Below are 17,831 nucleotides of genomic sequence, written 5' to 3' on the forward strand. Positions count from 1 at the left end.
TGCGTCGACCCAGGCACCGATAAGGCGAAGCGTACCTGCGGGCGCAAACATCGATCACAAAAGGGGTGGGGTTGTTGTCAACCTGTCTTGGTGTTGAGGTTGACCATGCCCCGTGGCACCATCTGGTCAACCCGTGAGGCATGGATGAGTTGACAAAGATGACCGCCACCCCAGATTCCCGCACTGCAGCTGCGGCCCCCGCGACCCGCCACGACTGGCAGCGCGGTGAGATCGAGGCGCTGCTGGCGCTGCCGTTCAACGACCTGCTGTTCCGGGCGCAGAGCGTGCACCGTGAACACTTCGACCCCAACGCGGTGCAGATTTCCACGCTGCTCTCGATCAAGACCGGCGCCTGCCCCGAGGACTGCAAGTACTGCCCGCAGTCCGGCCACTACAACACCGGGCTCGAGCGCGAGAAGCTGCTTCAGGTCGAGGCGGTGCTGGAACAGGCGCGCCGCGCTAAAGAGGTGGGCGCCAGTCGCTTCTGCATGGGCGCGGCATGGAAACATCCCAGCGCCAAGGACATGCCCTACGTGCTGGAGATGGTCAAGGGCGTGCGCGCGCTGGGGTTGGAGACCTGCATGACTCTGGGCATGCTCAGCCGCGAGCAGGCCGAGCAGCTCAATGACGCCGGCCTCGACTACTACAACCACAACCTGGACACCTCGCCGGAGTACTACGGCGAGATCATCACCACCCGCACCTATGCTGATCGCCTGGAGACGCTGGATCACGTGCGTCAGGCGGGCATGAAGATCTGCAGCGGCGGTATTCTCGGCATGGGCGAAAGCGTCAATGACCGCGCCGGCCTGCTGCAGCAGCTAGCCAATCTGCCCACCCACCCGGAGAGCGTGCCGATCAACATGCTGATCCGTATTCAGGGCACGCCGCTGGAGCACGTGGAGGATCTCGATCCGCTCGATTTCATCCGCACCATCGCGGTGGCGCGCATTCTGATGCCGCGCTCCCACGTGCGCCTGGCGGCGGGGCGCGAGCTGATGAGTGACGAGACCCAGGCGATGGCCTTCTTCGCCGGCGCCAACTCGATCTTCTACGGCGAGCGCCTGCTCACCGCCCAGAATCCGCAGGCGAGCCATGACAAGCAGCTGTTCGACCGGCTCGGGCTCCACCCCGAGCAGCGTGAAGAGGTCGACGACGCCACCCAAGAGGCAGCGCTGCAGGCGCAAATGGCGCGTGCCCGGCTGGATGCACTGACCACGGATGCCAGCGCGCCACGGCATACCACCCGCGGCGCGGCCGCGGACGTCTGATGCGCAGCGTGAATTCGCTCGATGCGGTGCTGGCACCGCGTCTGGCCGAGCAGCGCGCGCGGGTGCGCTATCGACAGCGCCACACCACCGGCGGCGTGGGCCCGCGGGTTCGTCGCGACGGCCGCGACTGGCTCAATGTCTGCAGTAACGATTATCTGGGGCTGGCCGGTGATCCGCGCCTGGCCGAAGCGCTCGCCGTGGGCGCCCGGCGTTTCGGCGTAGGCGGCGGTGCCTCGCACCTGGTGTGTGGCCACAGCGAAGCGCACGAGGCGCTGGAGCGGCGGCTGGCGGCCTGGACCGGCTGCGAACGGGCGCTGCTCTTCTCCAGCGGCTATCAGGCCAATCTCGGTGTGATCTCGGCGCTGCTGGGGCGTGGCGATATCGCGCTGCATGACCGCTTGAATCACGCCTCGTTGCTCGACGGTACGCGCCTCGCCGGAGCCCGGCTCGAACGCTTCACGCATGGCGATGCCGCGGCCTGCGAGACGCGGCTGGCAGCGCTCGGCAGCGGGCGCCGCCGGCTGGTGATCAGCGACGGCGTCTTCAGCATGGACGGCGACTGTGCCGACCTGAACGCGCTGGTGACCCACTGCGAGCGTCACGACGCCTGGCTGATGGTCGACGACGCCCACGGCCTCGGTGTGTTGGGTGAACACGGGGCGGGCACCCGTGAAGCCCAGGGGCTGGCGCCGGGGCGGGTGCCGATCCTGGTCGGCACCCTGGGCAAGGCGCTGGGCACCCATGGTGCCTTCGTCGCCGGCAGCGAGACGCTGATCGAAGCGCTGATCCAGTTCGCCCGGCCCTATGTCTACACCACCAGCCTGTCGCCGGCGCTGGCCTGGGCCACCCTGACCAGTCTGGATATCGTGCGTGACGAGCCGGAGCGCCGCGCCCATCTGCAGGCACTGATCGCGCGCTTTCGCCAGCACAGTGCCGACCTTGCCGAGGTCGGCCTCTCACCGCTGCCCTCGGCCACACCGATCCAGCCGCTGCAGATCATGCAGCATGGCGAAGGGGCCAACGAGGCCACGGCGCTGGCATTGGCCCAGGCGCTGGAAGCGCGTGGTATCTGGTGCAGCGCGATCCGCCCGCCGACGGTACCGGTGGGTAGCGCGCGCCTGCGCATCACCCTGAGTGCGGCCCATGAGCTGGCCGATATCGACCGCCTGGGTGAAGCGCTCCATGACGCTGCGCGCCAGGTCATCGGGCAGGGCGGGGCGGTGGTGGCGCCGAGGGCACCGGCATGACGTCCACAGCTCGCCAGTTGGCTGGTCGGCATCTCGCTGATGCGTACCCGGATGACCCTCGCCCGACCGCCTTGCCAGTACCCGACCGGAGCGATTCCCGGCAGCTGGTGATTCTGCCCGGCTGGGCGTTAGGCGTGACGCCACTCGAGCCGCTGGCAGACGCGCTGCACCAGGGTCTGCCCGGCTGGGAGATCACGCTGCTCGACTACGCCATGCTCACATGCCCCGAGGGCGAACGCCTGGCCAGGCACGACGCCGATGCCTGGCTGGCGGCGCTCGAGCGTGCGCTGCCGGATGGTGCCTGGCTGTGCGGCTGGTCACTCGGCGGCATGCTCGCCAGCGCGCTGGCGGCTCGGCGCGGCGAACGGGCTCCTGGTCTGATTACGCTCGCCGCCAATGCCAGCTTCGTGACGAGGCGAGGCTGGCCTGCAGCGATGGCGGCGGAAACCTTCGCGGCTTTCCGCCTGGGTTTTGAGCGCGCGCCGGCGCGTACTCTCGAGCGCTTTGCTCAACTGGTCGCCCAGGGCGGTGAGCCGCACCGGGCGGGGAGTGCCCGCTTGGCCCGCGAGCTCGCTGCCGCCTGTGCGCAGACGCCGCGAGATCAGGCACTGGCAGGGCTTTCGCTGCTCGAGACACTGGACCTGCGCGAGACGCTGGGGCAGCTGACCGCGGCCCAACTGCATCTGTTCGCCGCCGACGATGCGCTGGTGCCCGGTGGCGCCTGTCAGGCCGTCGCCGACTGCCTGCCGGCCTCCGGCCGCGCCGAGCGGATTGCGGCGGCGGGCCACGCCTTTCCACGCGAACGGGCCAGCGAGACCGCCGCGCGAATGGTGGCTTTCATTACCTCGCATCGCCTCGAACACGCTGATGTGGGGAGCCGGCCATGAGTGCCCTGGTGGACACCCCACGGCTGGCACGCCAGCGGCGTATCGCCAGCGGCTTCTCTCGTGCCGCGAGCAGCTACGACGCTGCGGCGGGGCTGCAGCGTGAGGTGGCCGACACGCTGCTGGCGCGGTTGCCCACTGATTGCCCCACGGCGACGGTGCTGGATATCGGCTGTGGCACTGGCTATGTCACCGCTGCGCTGGCACGGCGCTACGCCAGCACCACCCTGGGGCTGGATCTGGCCTCCGGCATGCTCGCGACCGCCCGTGCCAGCCATCCTGAGCTGGCCATTCGCTGGCTCGCGGGTGCGGCCGAACGGCTGCCGCTGGCGGCGGGCAGTGTCGATCTGATCGCCTCCAGCCTCGCTCTGCAGTGGTGCGACTCGCTTGAGGCGGCGCTCGACGAGGCCTGGCGGGTGCTGCGCCCCGGTGGCCATCTCGCTTTTACCACGCTGTGTGACGGCAGCCTGCACGAGTGGCAGGGCGCCTGGCGCGCCGTGGATGACGGCGCCCACGTCAATCGCTTCCTGTCCGAGGAGACGCTCGCGGCCACCCTGGCGCGCCCCGGCTGGCGCTGGTGCCGGCATGAGGTCACGACCCGGCGCTGCTGGTATCCCGATCTGGCCGCGGCGCGTCAGGCGCTCAAGGCGATCGGCGCCAATACCGTGGTCGCTGCCACGTCTTCCTCCGCGCATGCGCTACGCGGGCTGACCGGACGCCAGCGGCTGGCTCGACTCGAGGCTGCATTCGAAGAATACCGAAGACCGGCCGGCATCCCGATCAGTTATCGTGTGGCTACGGTTGTGATGCAGCGTTGAAGCGGAGGAAGCCCCCATGCAAGCACTATTCGTCACCGGTACCGACACCGAAGTCGGTAAGACCTTCATTACTGCCGGTCTGATGGCGGCCGCGCGCCGGCGTGGCCTGAGCGTGGTCGGCGGCAAGCCGGTCGCCTCCGGCTGCGACCAGACCCGCGATGGCCTCAGGAACAGCGACGCCACCACCATCCTGGCCGAGTGCAATCCAGCGCTCGACTACGACAGCGTCAACCCGGTCGCCCTGGCACCGGCAATCGCCCCGCATATCGCTGCGCGTGAGGCGGGCATTGCGCTGGGGGTCTCGATGCTGGCCGAGCCGATGCGCGCGCTGCTCGCCCGCGGCGCCGATCTCACCGTCATCGAAGGCGCCGGCGGCTGGCGCGTGCCGCTCAACGAGCGCGAATCGATCTCCGATCTGGTGATCGAACTGGATCTGCCGGTGGTACTGGTGGTCGGCGTGCGCCTGGGCGCGATCAACCACGCCCGGCTGACGCTGGAGGCGATTCAGCGCGACGGCGTGAAGGTGGCCGGTTGGGTCGCCAACATTCTCGAACCCGATACCCCGCGCATGGAGGAGAACCTCGATGCGCTGGCGCACTGGCTCGGCGAGCACGGCGGCGCGCCCTGCCTGGGCGTGGTGCCCTGGCTGGAGACGCCGGACGCCGAGGCCACCGCCGACCTGCTCGACCTCGACGCGCTGCTCGGCAGCCTGAGCTGAGCCAGCGTAGCGGGCGGGGGCGGCGAGGTTTCACTCCGCAAGAGACGACACATGAACCGTAACAGCGATTGGATGCAGCGCGACCTGGCCAGCCTCTGGCACCCGTGCACACAGATGAAGGACCACGAAACGCTGCCGGTGGTACCGATTCGGCGTGGCAAGGGGGTGGGCTGGAGGATTTCGAGGGCCAGCGCTATCTCGATATTGTCAGCTCCTGGTGGGTCAACGTCTTCGGCCACGCCAACCCGCGCATCAATGCGCGGATCAAGGCGCAGCTCGACGAGCTCGAGCACGTGATTCTCTCCGGCTTCACCCATCAGCCGGTGATCGAACTCTCCGAACGCCTGGGGCGGTCGCGCCCGACGGGTTGGGACACTGCTTCTACGCCGACAAACGGCTCCTCGGCGATCGAAGTGGCGCTCAAGATAGCTACCACTACTGGCGCAATGTCGGGAAGCCGCAGAAGCGGCGCTTTCTCACCATCACCAACGGCTACACGGCGAGACCCTGGGGGCGCTGGCGGTGGGAGATGTGGCGCTCTACACCGACACCTACCGTTCGCTGCTGCTGGATGTGATCAAGGTGCCCGCACCGGATGGCTTCGGGCTGCCGAGGGAGCAGTGGGTCGAGCAGGCCCGGGCGCGTTTCGCCGAAATGGAACGGGCGCTGGCGCGCCACGCCGACGAGCTGGCGGCGGTGATCGTCGAGCCGCTGATACAGTGTGCCGGCGGCATGCGCATGTACCCGCCGGAGTACCTTACCTGGCTGCGTGAGGCCTGCGACCGCCATGGTGTGCAGCTGATCTTCGACGAGATCGCGGTCGGCTTCGGGCGTACCGGCACGCTCTTCGCCTGCGAGCAGGCCGGCGTACGCCCGGATTACCTGTGTCTCTCCAAGGCGCTGACCGGCGGCTATCTGCCGCTCTCGGTGGTGATGACCACTGACGAGATCTATGCCGCCTTCTACGACGACTACGAGACGCTCAAGGCGTTCCTGCACTCCCACAGCTACACCGGCAACCCGCTCGCCTGCGCCGCTGCGCTGGCCACCCTGGATATCTTCGAGCAGGACGACGTGATAGCCGCCAACCGCCATAAGGCCGCACTGATGGGTCGCCTGGCGGAGCCGCTGCGTGACCACCCGCATGTGGGTGATGTGCGCCAGACCGGCATGGTGCTGGCGATCGAGATGGTCAAGGATAAATCCAGCCTCACCCCCTACGACTTCCGCGAGCGGCGCGGGCTGCGGGTCTTCCGCCACGCCATCTCCCGCGGTGTGATGCTGCGCCCGCTGGGCAACGTCATCTACTGGATGCCGCCCTATGTGATCAGCGACGAAGAGCTGGCGCTCGTCGCCGAGGTCACGCGGGAAGGGCTCGAGATCGCCACTGCCGACGCCTGACGCCCCCAAGCACTCCTCGTGTACCGAGGGGTGCTCTTTCTCCATTACCGCCTCTCCATTACCGCCATTCGCTCGCCAGTTCCCTCTCCAGTACCACCATTCGCCCACGATGCCCGTGCCGATAGATGACCCATGCCGGTGTCGCTATGGGTACCAAGGCGCGTCCGACAAGGTGATATCGCGCCATCGCGTAGGAAATTAACGTCACGACGCTTGAAAATCGGCTAGCTCCTGCTCGACCAAGGTCGTAGAGGTATTGTCGCGTCCATGCCCGGTCGGTGTCGCTCGCTGCTGCGTGGCTATCCTGGCGTTGTGCTCACAAGGTCATGATAAAACGCCTGTTTTAATGTGCGTCTCTGCTTATGCAGCGTCAGCCGGGATTTTTGAAAAGCATTTTCACATTACTGGATGGGTCGGGGTCATATGTCATACATGACTACAAAAACCGCAAAAACCGGCGTTTTTGGGTAAAAGCCTTACCCCCACGCCACCGAAGTACTGATTGTGGTGCTGTGCCCGAGGCTTCCATAGTGACCTTGCCGAACGACGCTAGACGCAGCATTGATCGAATTAAAACGCACGTTTTTCGTCGTCACGATTTCGGCAGAGATAGTCACGAAGCCGACGCCCAAAGGAGTACAGCATGTCTATCTACCAGAGTGACCTCGACGCATTGAAGCGATTGTGTCGCGAGCAGGAAGGACGCTGGGACAATATCAATCCCGAATCGGTTGCGCGTATGCGGGCGCAGAACCGCTTTCGTACCGGGCTGGATATCGCCCGCTACACCGCCTCGATCATGCGCCGCGACATGCGCGAGTACGACCGTGATCCGTCCCGCTACACCCAGTCCCTGGGCTGCTGGCACGGGTTCATCGGTCAGCAGAAAATGATCTCGATCAAGAAGCACCACGGCACCACACAGGGGCGCTACCTCTACCTCTCCGGGTGGATGATTGCCGCTCTGCGCTCGGAATTCGGTCCCTTGCCGGATCAGTCGATGCATGAAAAGACCGCCGTGCCGGCGCTGATCGAAGAGCTTTACACCTTCCTGCGTCAGGCCGATGCGCGGGAACTCACGCACCTTTTCCGTGAACTGGATCAGGCGCGCAAGCAGGGCAACGAGGTCGCCGCTCGGGGTGTGCTCGAAAAGATCGATAACTTCGAAACCCATGTGGTGCCGATCATTGCCGATATCGATGCCGGCTTCGGCAACGAGGAGGCCACTTACCTGCTGGCCAAGAAGATGATCGAAGCCGGTGCCTGCTGCATCCAGCTCGAGAATCAGGTCTCCGACGCCAAGCAGTGCGGCCATCAGGACGGTAAAGTCACCGTGCCGCACGAGGACTTCGTCGCCAAGATCAACGCCGTACGCCACGCTTTCCTGGAGCTGGGGGTCGATGAGGGAGTGATCGTCGCGCGGACCGACTCCCTGGGCGCCGGTCTGACCCAGAAACTGCCGGTGAGCAAGGAGCCGGGCGATCTGGCCCATCAGTACAACAGCTTCCTCTACACCGTGCCGATCTGCAGCGCCGACGATCTCGACGAGGGCGATAGCGTGATCAAGCTCGATGGCGACCTGCGCAAGCCGCTGCGGCTGGCCAACGGCCTTTACCGCTTCCGCTCGGACACCGGCGAAGAGCGGGTCGTGCTGGACTGCATCAACGCGCTGCAGAACGGGGCGGACCTTCTGTGGATCGAGACCGAGAAGCCGCATATCGGCCAGATCGCCGGCATGGTCGACCGGATCCGCGCGGTGGTGCCGGACGCCAAGCTGGTCTACAACAACTCGCCGTCGTTCAACTGGACGCTCAACTTCCGTCAGCAGGTCTTCGACCGCTGGGAGAGCGAAGGCCGGGATCTCTCCGCCTACGATCGCGCCCAACTGATGAGCGCCGAGTACGACGACTCCGAGCTGGCGGCGGAAGCGGACCGCTGGGTGCAGAACTTCCAGCGCGACGCCTCCCGGGAGGCCGGTGTGTTCCATCATCTGATCACACTGCCGACCTACCACACGGCAGCGCTCTCCACCGATGAACTGGCCCAGGGCTATTTCGGTGAAGCGGGCATGCTCGCCTACGTGGCCGGGGTGCAGCGCCAGGAGATCCGTCGCGGCATGGCGTCGGTCAAGCATCAGGACATGGCCGGCTCCAATATCGGCGACGATCACAAGGAGTACTTCTCCGGCGCCGCTGCACTCAAGGCTGGCGGTACGCACAATACCATGAACCAGTTCGGCTGAGACTGGCTGCCCGCCGCGACACCGCGTGATCCGCGTTTTACCCTGGCCCCGGCGATCCCGGGGCTGGTTTTTTCTCGTCTACCTCCCGCCTTGATGACCGTCGTGACCCCTGCGCCCGTAGACCTGCTATTCATGACCTGCCATTCGTAGACCTGCCATTCGTGACCTACCGCCCTGGCCACCTGTTTCGTGAAGACGAACGCTTCAACTTCTTCATACCTGACATGACGGAGGGCCTCCCCCGTGGTAATGGATCTCGAAAATGGTTCCTGATCGCGGCCTTACGGCGCGCTAGATTGCCCCGAAATGATAGCGGATCGGCGGGGGTAACATGTTCGGTTTCGGTGGACCATATCGATGCCGGTGGCGTGGCCGGCTGGTGTGTCGGCAGAGGAACCCAGCCGCTGCCGGGAAGAGGGCGCTGGGCATCCCGCGTGGTGGTGATCTCGGTCAACGATATCGACCGCTTCAGCGCCTTCTGCCAGGACCCCAGGCCCGACGTGGTACGCGCCGGGGCCGCGCGTGACCCCCACGTGGGCTTTCGCGCGCCGCTCACGCTGAAGCCGGGCGATCTGGTGCGCGTGCGCTTCGGTCTCGGCGGCCACATGCTGCAGAACGGCGTGGCGGTGATCGGCGATGAGCCGCTGCGCGGCCGCGCCAACGACTCGGGCTTCATGCCGCTGACACCCTACGGCGGGCTGGATGCCTATCGCCAGCTGCTCGAGCCGCTGCGCACCCGATTCAAGATCGAAGCCTTCCGCCCGCTGTTCGGTCAGACCGGTAAGCTGGCCGCCATGGCGCTGCAGACGCCCGAAGGGCGCACGGTGGTGCCCATGGGCATGCCTGCGGCACGGGCCCGACGCCAGGACCGTCTCTACCGCGAGCTATTGGCACCCCATCGGATCGCTTGTCCGGCGATCTCGCTACGGGTCGATGCTGCGGGCGGCGTCATGCTGTGTGCCGACTATGTCGCCGGCATCACCCTGGACAAGCACGGGCTGACCGATACGCGAGCCATGCGCACGACCATCGAGTGGGCCAAGCGCCTCAACGATCTGAAACCGACGCCGGCGCTGGTCGCGCAACTGCGTGAGCGCAATCACGCCGACCGCCTGATCGCGCGTAGCTGGCGCCAGCTGCTGGTGGGGCGGCGTGGCGGCGACCTACGGTTGATCCTGGCCATGCTATGGAGCGCCGGCGGGCTGCCGCGGGTCTTCTCCCATGGTGATCTGCACCGGGAGAATGTCATCGTCGACGCGGGCAGCGGGCGGCCGCTGCTGATCGACTGGGACAACGCCGGCCTGCTGCCGCTCGGTGCCGATCTGGCGCGGCTACTACTCGGTGTACCCCCACGTCAGGCCGAAGCTTGGATCGGCGGCTCGCGGCAGCTACGCCTGGGCTGGGTCATCTTCACATATCTTTCCCTGGCCCTGCGCCAAGCCGACTTCATCGGCAGTGCGGATGCCAGCTACCTGGCTCAGCGCTTCCAGCAGCTTTCCCGCCCAACGCCAGCGTCCCGGTCTTCGCCGCCCAATGTAAAAAGCGGCTTAATGTAAGAGGCGGCCTGATGTAATAGGCGGCCTGATGTAAGAAGCAGCCAATCTCAGGCGCGAGCTGGCTCGTTCAGGGCGAAAAACTACAGCTTGATGGCCCGCATGAGGTTCTCTCGGATCCCTGTAGTGGCTCGTCAATACAAATAACATCCTCGTAAGCCTATACGGCGCCCCCATCACTCCCTACGGCGTTTATATCAATAAACGTGCCGTTTACAGTTCGGCCTTGGCTTGTCCCGTTCGGGCACATGACCTGTTTTTTCGATGACTTTTCTGTGCCCGTTGTATAGGGCGATATCACGACGCCAGCTCATGGTGACGACATCAGACTCCGTGCCAGCATTGTCTCGCGGTACAACCCAAGGAGAATGAAATGTCTGACCTGAAAACTGTTATCGATTATGGTGCCGATCCTTCTGGCAAGCAGAACAGCGCTGCTGCGTTTCAGGCGATGGCCGACGCTGCTGACGGTGGCACAGTCTTCGTCCCCGATGGCGATTATGTCATCGCCCAGACCGTCGATCTGAAGGGCAAAAGCATGCGAGGCCTGGCCCGCAACCGCAATGGTGGCGCCTCTCGTTTGCGACCTGCCGGCAACATCGACGGCCCGATGTTCACCAATCAGGGCGCTGTGATCTCTGATCTGCACATCTACGGCGGTGGCGAGAAACGTGGTATCACCGCCTTCGCCGCCCGGGGTTATAACGGCCTGTTCCACAATGTGCGTTTTGACCAGATTGGCACGGCCATCGACATCGAGGAAATCACCGTGCATTTTTCGGTGGTGGACTGTCGTTTCATCATGACCGGTACGGGGCTGCGCTGCCGTGACGTCAACAACGCCGTCTCGACGACTACCCGTTTCGTCCGCAATGAGTTCAACAACTGCGGCAATGGTGTCGTATATGATCGCGACCTCAAGGGGCCGTCGTTCATCGACAATATCTTCGAGTTCATGAGTGGCGATGCAATCGTGGCCGCGCTCATCTACAACGGCACTTTTGTGGGCAACTGGTGGGAGAAGCGCCGCCCGGATGGCACGGAATCCCCATTCGGCAATGCCTCTCAAGCCGAGGGGGCTGGCTATCCTTGTGTCCGCACGCTGAAAAGCCAGCAGATGATGCGCTGCTTTGCCTCGAGCAACAGCATGTCCTACGGCTGGGCAGATGTGTTCGCCACGGACAATCACGCTGGCAAGATGGGCGGTGTGTCTCTCAATGACGGCGATGTCGTGGTGCGCGATAGCACCGGCCGGGCCATGCGTATCACCGATACCGGTATTTTCCGTGAATGCGCACCCTATGCCGGTCTGGGGCCGTTTGTCATCGATGCCAACCACAACCTGACCGGACGCCCGGGCATGACGCTGCGCTCTGGCGGTGGGCCGCTGCGCCTCGAGGACGATGCGGAAAACGGCTTCAGCGGCGCGCTGGTGTTCGACAAGGGCGATAGCCTGGAAGAACGCTTCACCCTGGCGAAGAACGTGCGTGGCCAGCGCACTGCCGGCCTGACGGGGCTCTCCGATGTGGTCGTGGACGGTGAGACCAAGCAAGCCATTACCGGCATCCCGCAGCACTTCCTGTGGCGCCAGGATGGGCTCTCCCGCGGTCTCGGGGCGCTGCAATCGCATGACGTCTCCCAGCAAGGTGTCGTCAAGCTCGTGTTCCCGTACGTGATCGACAACCCTCTCATCCAGGTGTCGGTAGAAGATCGCGGTGTGCGCTTCGACGGCTGGAGCTATGTCGATGGCTATATCAACAGCTCGGGGACGCGCCGACAGTGCACTGGCGTCTACCTGCACTTCACGGACCTGGGAGGCAATCCTGTCACGCCCGAGTCTTTCGCGATGCAGATCCTGACATTGCAGCCCGGTATTGATTGAACACCTTCACTGAGAGCAACGTTGACAGGAGGTAAATGAGCATTTTGGCCGGAGCGACGCTCCGGCCAATTTTTGTTGATCCGGCCTGACCACCCAGCACAGCGAGGCGGGCCGACCTCGACGTTGCTCCAGCTAGCGCTCCCGGGACAGCGCCGGTCCGGCGACAAGAGGATGGGAACAAGCCATGGAACCTTGCCTTGGAGCTAAGCCTTGGAACCACCTCCTGGAACCAAGCCATAGAACCCGCCATCGCGCGCATCAGCGGTAAAAGGCGCTAATGGTGAACAACGGAACCTGTCGCGATTCGCGGACAGTCACAAGACAAATCCTGACGTTTTATTCACCGTTCGTAGAGCACTTTACGTAGCGTTATCACACTTGTGTGCCTAGAATCGCGGTTCGGTCGGTACGTGAAATCGATTCATTGAAATTGGCATAACGTCATAACTCAAAGGCGTTAATCGGGCGATGTAGGCGTAAAAGTCACGCCGCGAGTTTCGGCATCGATAACGGTAAGGAGGAAGAGTTGGCATGGGTATCGATGCCTGGTTGAGTATGGCGGCCGTGGTGGCGGTCCTGGGTACACTGGTCTTCACGCGCATCGCGCCGGACGCCATTCTGGTCGGCGCCATGGCGTTTCTGATCTTCACCGACGTGCTCACGCCGCAGCAGGCGCTGGCCGGCTTCGCCAATACCGGGGTGATGACCATCGCCGCGCTCTACGTGGTGGCGGCAGCGCTCAAGGAGACCGGGGCGATCAAGTGGATCGCCAGCCTGCTGCTCGGCCAGCCGAGCACGCTGCGCCGGGCTCAGTGGCGGGTGATGCTGCCGGCATCGGTGCTGAGCGCCTTCATGAACAACACCACCGTGGTGGCGATGTTCATTCCCGCGATCCAGGACTGGTCCGGCCGCCTGCGCCTGCCGCCCTCCAAACTGCTGCTGCCACTCAGCTATATCTCCATTCTCGGCGGGACCTGCACCCTGATCGGTACCAGCACCAACCTGGTGGTCGATGGCCTGCTGCAGAGCCGCCACGGCATCTCGCTGGGCATGTTCGAACTCACCTGGGTGGGCTTGCCAATCCTGATCGTGGGTGGCGGCTTCATCCTGCTGTTCGCCGGCTGGCTGCTGCCCCAGCGCGACGGCACCAGCTCGCAGCTCGACCAGATCCGCGAGTACAGCGTCGAGGTCGACGTGAAGCCGGGCGGGCCGCTGGTGGGTCGAAGTATCGCCGAAGCGGGGCTGCGCAACCTGCAGTTCGGCTATCTCACCGATATCCAGCGCGGTGACGAGCTGATGGCCGCGGTCCCACCGGAAACCCGGCTACAAGCGGATGACACCCTGATCTTCGTCGGCGCGCCCGAATGCGCCCGGGAACTGCGCGAGGTGCGCGGCCTGGTCCCCACCAACGGCAATGTGCAGAAGCTGGAGATCGCCCACCATCGACGCTGTCTGGTGGAAGCGGTGATCAGCCCCGACTTCACCGCGATCGGCCAGAGCGTGCGTGAATCGCGTTTTCGCTCGCGCTTTCAGGCGGTGATTCTCTCCATCTCCCGCCACGGGCGGCGGCTGGAGGGCAAGCTGGGTGACGTCGAGTTCCAGGTTGGCGACACCCTGCTGCTGGAGACCGGGCAGCAGTTCGTCGAGCAGTACCGTTACCGCAAGGACTTCCTGCTGGTCAGCCAGCTTAACGACTCCACGCCGCCCAACTTCCAGAAGGCGCCGCTCTCGCTGGGCATTCTCGGGGTCATGGTGCTGCTCAGCGCCACCAACCTGACCTCGATTCTCGAAGCGGCCTTTCTTGCCGCCGGCGCCATGCTGGTGAGCGGCTGCCTGACCATGGGCAAGGCGCGCCGTTATATCGATCTTTCCGTGCTGATCGTGATCGCCGCCTCGTTCTCCCTGGGTACTGCGATGAGTGAGTCCGGCGCCGCGCAGGCCATCGCCGAGCAGGTAGTGGGGCAGATCCACACCCCCTGGCTGGCGCTGCTCTTCGTCTATGTGATGACGGTGCTGTTCACCGAGATGATCACCAACAACGCTGCCGCGCGGTGCTGATGTTTCCCATCGCCATGGCGGTCTCCGACCAGCTCGGGGTCGACTTCATGCCATTCGTCATCGCCGTCACCATTGCTGCCTCGGCCAGCTTCATGACCGCGCTGGGCTACCAGACCAATCTGATGGTGATGGGCCCTGGCGGCTACCGCATGCACGACTACCTCAAGCTCGGCGTGCCGCTCAGCCTGATCGTCGGCCTGGTCAGCGTCACCTTGATACCGCTGATCTGGCACTTCTAGCGACGGTGTGAATATCAGCATTTATGGATAGAAGGCATCCCTAGCCTGGTCGCCATCATCTGGGTTTGGTTGGCCCACCTGCAGGAACGAGCGATGCTCACGAAGGAGGATTTGCCATCACAGATACGAGGAATTCGCCTTCGCGGTAGGCAAATCGGGCCCGGCCCAATACAATCGTGTGGCTCAAGGGCCACGGATTCGGCCTACTGAATGTATCAATGTGTTCGAGGGCAGGGATCTTGCCACCGGTTATTTTTTTGGACTGCCCTGATGCTTCGGGCCTAATCCATTCCTGCAGACCGATCTCGGCGCACGTATCGGGCATATGCCCGTGCGGCGAGGCTCGGTGTCTTAGTCAATCGGGTTGATCACAAAACATGTCTAACGCTTTCCATGGGGTGTCCCGCCGCGTCGGCCGGTTAGGGAAATTCTTCCAGTTGGGGGTCCTCTCTGTCGCCATCGCCGGATGTGCCACACAGAGCCAGCAGGGCATTCACAACGTGCAGAACATGCGTGGTGGTGCCGCGCTCGGCCCTGAGATATCCACCTTTCTCGATAACGCCACGCCCGGCAGCATCGCCGCCTTCCCCAAGAGCCCGTGGGGCTCGAACGTCTCAGTGATCGTTCAGGAACGCTACTTCGCTGCCAGCGGCAGGCTCTGCGCGCACCTGGATATCGCCCGCGAGAGCGGGGCGGCGCTGCATCAGGCCGAAGTCGCCTGTCTGGTCAAGGATAATGGCTGGTTCTCGCAGCGCCTGGTGACACAAGTGCTGCCCGCAACCAGCAATCAGTAACAAAATTCCGCTGCAACCGCGCCCAGCGAGCCGAGTATCGTCGACGACGATATAGGCGGCGCGGAAGCCGCACGAACACCACAGGAAGTCTTGCATGAAACGTGCAGCATCGTTTTTCCGGGCCGGGTGCCTGGTGGCGGTAGCGTGCCTGAACGCCAACCTGGCGAGCGCGCAATCCTTCGAATCGGGTAGCGATATCCTCCCGCAGGGCCAGCAGGCCCAATCCATGACCATGCAGCCCCAGGGCGCCAGTGGCCAGCAAGGAGCCAACGGCCAGCAGGCGGCGCAGGCGGTGGATGACACCCCGCGTGCCAATTGGAACAGCGATCAGTACGGCCCGTTCGACCCCAATCAGGCGCAGATCGACCCCAATATGCTGCCGCCGTTCGGCGCTAATCTGTTCAGCGGCGGCTTCCGCGGTGTGATGGCCGACGGGCTCAACCCCGCCTATACCATCAAGCCGGGCGACCAGATCAATCTGCGCGTCTGGGGCGGGGTAGAGATGCAGCAGGTGCTGACGGTGGACTCCCAGGGTAATGTGTTCCTGCCGGGTATCGGCCCGCTCAACGTTCAGGGCACCTCCAACAGCGAGCTCAACAAGCGGGTCACCTCAGCGATCAAGTCCGTCTACCCGGAAAACGTGCAGGTCTATACCAACCTGCAGGGCGTGCAGCCGGTGGGCGTGTTCGTGACCGGCTACGTCAAGAATCCCGGCCGTTACTCCGGCACCCCCAGCGACTCCATCCTCTACTTCCTCGATCAGGCCGGCGGCATCGAGCAGGCGCTGGGCAGCTATCGCCAGATCGTGGTCAAGCGTAACGGCCGCGCGATCGAAACGGTCGATCTCTACGACTTCCTGATCAACGGCAACATGCCGCGCACTCAGTTCCGTGATGGCGATACTGTGGTGGTAGAGCAGCGCGGCCCGGCGGTTGCGGTGGTGGGTGATGTCGAAAAGCCGTTCCGCTACGAGCTGGCGGGTGAGCAGCTCACCGGCGGTGACGTAACCAACCTCGCGCGCCTGCGTGCCGGTGTTTCTCATGTGCTGCTGCGTGGCAGCCGCCCCAGCGGCCCGATTGCCCGCTACCTGACGCTGAGCGAATTCCGCGAAGCCAACGTCGAGAAGGGCGATGAAGTGCTTTACAGCGCCGACCAGCGCGCCGAAAGCATCGTTGTGCAAGTAGAGGGCAGCTACTACGGCCCCTCGCGCTACGTACTACCGCGTGACGCACACCTGGGTGAGTTCCTCAACGCGATCAGCGTGCCCAAGAGCATGACCAGCTACAAGGACATCTCGATCCGCCGCGAGAGTGTCAAGGAGCAGCAGAAAGAGTCGCTCAACGAAAGCCTCGACCGGCTCGAGCAGACCTATCTGGGCTACCCCTCGCGCACCGCCAAAGAGGGCGAGATTCAGGTGCGCCAGGCCGAGCTGATCCAGAAGTTCGTGCAGAAGGCGCGCCAGACCCAGCCCACCGGGCGCCTGGTCGTGGCCCGCGGCGATAACATCGCCGATGTGCGCCTGCAGGATGGCGACGTGATCACCATCCCCGAGATCTCCGATTCCGTACTGCTGAGCGGTGAAGTCACCATTCCGCAGGCAATGGTCTTTACCCCCGGCATGAGTGCCAACGATTACATCCAGCAGGCGGGTGGCTTTACCCCGCGCGCAGATGACGATCAGGTACTGGTAGTGCACAAGAACGGTGCCGTGGTTCACGCCGGCGATACCAAGATCCGCGCCGGTGACGAGATCATGGTGCTGCCTGCCGCACCGACCAGCAATATCGAGCTGGCCAGCAGTATTACCCAGATCCTCTATCAAGTGGCCGTGGCGACCAAAGTCGCGCTGGATCTCTAACTCTGACTCAGCGGCGGGGCGGCAACGCCTCGCCGTTTAGGTTTTGGATATGTTTTCTTTGAATGATGGCACGGGGGCCAGGCACCCGCTGAACGTTACCTGGAGCGTATGGCACGCCATGTTCATGCGGGAAATGGTTGCGAGGACCATGTCTGATCGCATGGCTTGGTTCTGGATGGTTTTTGAACCTATCGCAATTATTACCATCATGATTGCCGTAAGAACTGTAATTTTGGGTCATCACAGGCACATAAGCGGAGCTGATTTTGTCCCCTGGATGGTGGTCGGTATGATGGGCTTTTTTCTTTTCCGGGAAAACATGATGCGCTCTATCGGCGCTGTGAATGCAAGCAAAGGTCTGTTTGCGTACAGGCAAATTAAACCAATAGATCCTGTGTTGATAAGATGCTTTGTTGAAGGAATTGTTAGGACTTTTGTGTTTTTAATCTTCATTAGTGTTGGTTCGTTGTTGAAATTCGATTTGCTTCCTGATTCTCCGCTAGAAGCTACTTTTGATTGGCTTTCCATATGGGCACTGGGGTGGGGTGTTGGTTTGACATTGTCTGTAATTGCCACATTAGTGGAAGAGGTTGGAAGAGTTGTCCGGCTGATTAGCTTACCTTTACTGATAGTGTCGGGTGTCATTTTGCCATTAAATTATCTTCCACATCAGTTGCAGGAAATTGTTTTATTGAATCCAATAGTTCATGGCATTGAATCAATGAGGGTGTCGTTCTTTGCTAGATATCATACTTTAGGTGGCGTTGATATGACGTATTTGTGGATGTGGTCCGCAGGCCTTTTAGTTCTTGGCATGATTATGCATCTTAGATTTTCCTATAGGCTGAAAGCCAAATAAAAGCAGA

14 protein-coding genes and 1 pseudogene are annotated in these 17,831 nt (G+C 63.3%); all 15 read left to right on the forward strand.

What is annotated here, in order from left to right:
* The first annotated feature begins 158 nt into the window (after positions 1-158).
* The 15 genes and pseudogenes from bioB (at position 159) to CN538_RS15465 (ending at position 17,824) form a co-directional block, all read left to right on the forward strand.
* Positions 159-1,271, forward strand: coding sequence for a biotin synthase BioB (bioB, locus tag CN538_RS15405; protein WP_106420012.1), 1,113 nt, complete (start codon positions 159-161; stop codon positions 1,269-1,271).
* On the forward strand, positions 1,271-2,518 hold the full coding sequence (gene bioF, locus CN538_RS15410; RefSeq protein WP_106420013.1) for an 8-amino-7-oxononanoate synthase: 1,248 nt from the start codon (positions 1,271-1,273) through the stop codon (positions 2,516-2,518). The genes bioB and bioF overlap by 1 nt, the downstream gene beginning before the upstream one ends.
* Complete coding sequence (locus CN538_RS15415; protein ID WP_106420014.1) at positions 2,515-3,405, forward strand: alpha/beta fold hydrolase; 891 nt, start codon at positions 2,515-2,517, stop codon at positions 3,403-3,405. Before bioF ends, CN538_RS15415 begins: the two co-directional genes overlap by 4 nt.
* Positions 3,402-4,220, forward strand: a complete 819-nt coding sequence (gene bioC / locus CN538_RS15420; protein WP_106420015.1) for a malonyl-ACP O-methyltransferase BioC — start codon at positions 3,402-3,404, stop codon at positions 4,218-4,220. Before CN538_RS15415 ends, bioC begins: the two co-directional genes overlap by 4 nt.
* 16 nt (positions 4,221-4,236) lie before the next feature.
* Positions 4,237-4,938: a dethiobiotin synthase gene (gene bioD / locus CN538_RS15425; RefSeq protein ID WP_106420016.1), complete on the forward strand. Its 702-nt coding sequence runs from the start codon at positions 4,237-4,239 to the stop codon at positions 4,936-4,938.
* Between the two features lie 104 nt (positions 4,939-5,042).
* Positions 5,043-5,330 (forward strand): annotated as a pseudogene (locus CN538_RS24595) (aminotransferase class III-fold pyridoxal phosphate-dependent enzyme); the annotation flags it as partial.
* Positions 5,331-5,376: 46 nt separating this feature from the next.
* Positions 5,377-6,339 carry an aminotransferase class III-fold pyridoxal phosphate-dependent enzyme gene (locus CN538_RS15430; protein WP_277985181.1) on the forward strand — a complete coding sequence of 321 codons (963 nt, stop codon included), beginning with the start codon at positions 5,377-5,379 and terminating at the stop codon, positions 6,337-6,339.
* Positions 6,340-6,982: 643 nt separating this feature from the next.
* Entirely contained in the window at positions 6,983-8,581 is a 1,599-nt protein-coding gene (locus CN538_RS15435) for an isocitrate lyase (RefSeq protein ID WP_106420017.1), read from the forward strand.
* A 344-nt stretch (positions 8,582-8,925) separates the two neighbouring features.
* Positions 8,926-10,137: an aminoglycoside phosphotransferase family protein gene (locus tag CN538_RS15440; RefSeq protein WP_164999626.1), complete on the forward strand. Its 1,212-nt coding sequence runs from the start codon at positions 8,926-8,928 to the stop codon at positions 10,135-10,137.
* A 370-nt stretch (positions 10,138-10,507) separates the two neighbouring features.
* A complete protein-coding gene (locus CN538_RS15445) occupies positions 10,508-12,016 on the forward strand; it encodes a hypothetical protein (RefSeq protein ID WP_106420019.1) in 1,509 nt (502 codons plus the stop codon).
* A gap of 531 nt (positions 12,017-12,547) precedes the next feature.
* Entirely contained in the window at positions 12,548-14,074 is a 1,527-nt protein-coding gene (locus CN538_RS15450) for an SLC13 family permease (RefSeq protein ID WP_340638137.1), read from the forward strand.
* Positions 14,068-14,313 carry a hypothetical protein gene (locus tag CN538_RS25425; protein WP_340638138.1) on the forward strand — a complete coding sequence of 82 codons (246 nt, stop codon included), beginning with the start codon at positions 14,068-14,070 and terminating at the stop codon, positions 14,311-14,313. Before CN538_RS15450 ends, CN538_RS25425 begins: the two co-directional genes overlap by 7 nt.
* Positions 14,314-14,750: 437 nt before the next feature.
* Complete coding sequence (locus CN538_RS15455; RefSeq protein WP_164999627.1) at positions 14,751-15,107, forward strand: DVU3141 family protein; 357 nt, start codon at positions 14,751-14,753, stop codon at positions 15,105-15,107.
* Between the two features lie 94 nt (positions 15,108-15,201).
* Positions 15,202-16,965 carry a polysaccharide biosynthesis/export family protein gene (locus CN538_RS15460; RefSeq protein ID WP_106420021.1) on the forward strand — a complete coding sequence of 588 codons (1,764 nt, stop codon included), beginning with the start codon at positions 15,202-15,204 and terminating at the stop codon, positions 16,963-16,965.
* Between the two features lie 124 nt (positions 16,966-17,089).
* Positions 17,090-17,824: an ABC transporter permease gene (locus CN538_RS15465; RefSeq protein ID WP_340638350.1), complete on the forward strand. Its 735-nt coding sequence runs from the start codon at positions 17,090-17,092 to the stop codon at positions 17,822-17,824.
* Positions 17,825-17,831: the final 7 nt, after the last annotated feature.

This window comes from Salinicola tamaricis (genome assembly GCF_003006155.1).
In the GTDB taxonomy this organism is placed as follows: domain Bacteria; phylum Pseudomonadota; class Gammaproteobacteria; order Pseudomonadales; family Halomonadaceae; genus Salinicola; species Salinicola tamaricis.

Coding starts and splice junctions, on each gene's coding strand:
- bioB (WP_106420012.1), top strand. CDS start 159: ATGACCGCCACCCCAGATTCCCGCACTGCAGCTGCGGCCCCCGCGACC.
- bioF (WP_106420013.1), top strand. CDS start 1,271: ATGCGCAGCGTGAATTCGCTCGATGCGGTGCTGGCACCGCGTCTGGCC.
- CN538_RS15415 (WP_106420014.1), top strand. CDS start 2,515: ATGACGTCCACAGCTCGCCAGTTGGCTGGTCGGCATCTCGCTGATGCG.
- bioC (WP_106420015.1), top strand. CDS start 3,402: ATGAGTGCCCTGGTGGACACCCCACGGCTGGCACGCCAGCGGCGTATC.
- bioD (WP_106420016.1), top strand. CDS start 4,237: ATGCAAGCACTATTCGTCACCGGTACCGACACCGAAGTCGGTAAGACC.
- CN538_RS15435 (WP_106420017.1), top strand. CDS start 6,983: ATGTCTATCTACCAGAGTGACCTCGACGCATTGAAGCGATTGTGTCGC.
- CN538_RS15445 (WP_106420019.1), top strand. CDS start 10,508: ATGTCTGACCTGAAAACTGTTATCGATTATGGTGCCGATCCTTCTGGC.
- CN538_RS15450 (WP_340638137.1), top strand. CDS start 12,548: ATGGGTATCGATGCCTGGTTGAGTATGGCGGCCGTGGTGGCGGTCCTG.
- CN538_RS15460 (WP_106420021.1), top strand. CDS start 15,202: ATGAAACGTGCAGCATCGTTTTTCCGGGCCGGGTGCCTGGTGGCGGTA.
- CN538_RS15465 (WP_340638350.1), top strand. CDS start 17,090: ATGCGGGAAATGGTTGCGAGGACCATGTCTGATCGCATGGCTTGGTTC.